Annotated in this window: 2 protein-coding genes; both read left to right on the top strand. The window is 65.9% G+C overall.

From position 1 onward, the window contains the following. A partial coding sequence (locus EN935_RS35700) for an extracellular solute-binding protein (RefSeq protein ID WP_127374208.1) occupies positions 1 to 546 on the top strand: 546 nt, incomplete at its 5' end. A gap of 24 nt (positions 547 to 570) precedes the next feature. Continuing rightward, complete coding sequence (locus tag EN935_RS35695) at positions 571 to 1,479, top strand: ABC transporter permease (protein WP_109660211.1); 909 nt, start codon at positions 571 to 573, stop codon at positions 1,477 to 1,479. Position 1,480 lies beyond the last annotated feature (1 nt).

Here is a 1,480-nt window from a genome sequence, read left to right as displayed (position 1 = left end):
AGCCCGATCGGTGGCCTGATAGAACAGGCCATCCTGGCCGACGGCGGCAAGGTCGACGCCATGACGCCGGCCGACATCGACAAGGGCATCGCCAAGATCAAGGCCATCGGCCCGGACACCATCTTCTGGAAGACCGGCGCCGAATCCCAGCAGCTCGCCGAATCCGGCGAGGCCGACATGATCATCATGTGGACCGGCCGCGCCATGACGGCGGTCAAGAACGGCGCTGCCTACACGCCCGTGTGGAAGGACTGGCTGGTCGTCATGGATCAGCTGACCATCCCGGTCGGCGCCAAGGACACCGATGCGTCCTACGCGCTGATCAACGCCTATCTCGGCAAGAAATCGCAGGAGATCCTGACCGAGCAGACGTCCTACTCGCCGATCAACAGCGAGGCTCAGCCGAAGGTAGACGCATCCGTCGGCGCCTTCCTGACCAACACGCCGGACCACGCCAAGCTCGGTTACCAGCAGAACATCAAGTTCTGGGTCGCCAACTTCGCCACCGCGTCCGACAAGTGGACGGCGCTGATGGCCGGCAACTGAGCCGGCTACCGCCAAGGTGACGGCGTGAACCAGACATCGCATACGCCGACGGCCGGGGGTGATCATCCCCGGCCGGCAGGTGCCGTGCAGGGGCCGCAGCGGCGCCTGCGCCTTGCCGCCTATCCTTCGCTGCTGGCGATGCCGGCCTTGCTCCTGCTCATCGCCGCGATGGGCTATCCCTTGCTGACCGTCACGCTGCGCAGTTTTTCGGACCCGGCCTGGGGCCTACAGAATTACGTCTGGTTCTTTTCCACGCCGGTGAACGTCACGGTCCTGTGGCGCACCTTTTCCATCGCCGCCTGGGTCACCATCGTCTGCGTCATCGCCGCCTATCCCTACGCCTATCTCATGACGGCGGTCGGGCCGCGCCTGCGCCTCGTCCTCATCCTGTGCGTGCTGGTGCCGTTCTGGGTCAGCGGCGTGGTGCGCACCTTGGCCTGGGTCATCCTGCTGCAGGATTCCGGCATCATCAATTCGGTGATCAGGCTGCTCGGCTTTGACGGCGTGAAGCTGATCCGCACGCAGACCGGCGTGGTCATCGGCATGGCGCAGGTGCTGCTGCCTTTCATGATCCTGCCGCTCTATTCGGTCATGCGCGGCATCGATCTGCGCCTCGTCCAGGCCGCACGCAGCCTCGGCGCGCGGCCGGCGCGTGCCTTCCTGCAGATCTATCTGCCGCTGTCGCTGCCCGGTGTCTTCGCCGGCGCCATCATCGTCTTCATCCTGTCGCTCGGCTTCTACATCACCCCGGCCCTGCTCGGCGGCCCGCGCAGCACCATGCTGTCGACGCTGGTGCAGAGCCAGGTGCTCAGCCTGCTCAACTGGGGCCGTGGCGGCGCCATGGGCGTCGTGCTGCTGGTCGCGACCTTCGTGCTTCTGGCGCTCGCCGCGCCGCTGATGCGCCAGCGCCACAAGCAGGCGTCCAGATCATGAG

The organism is Mesorhizobium sp. M7D.F.Ca.US.004.03.1.1, from assembly GCF_003998635.1.
GTDB lineage: Bacteria > Pseudomonadota > Alphaproteobacteria > Rhizobiales > Rhizobiaceae > Mesorhizobium > Mesorhizobium loti.
Note: the sequence above shows the minus strand (reverse complement) of the source record. Positions and strands in the feature narration are given on the sequence as shown.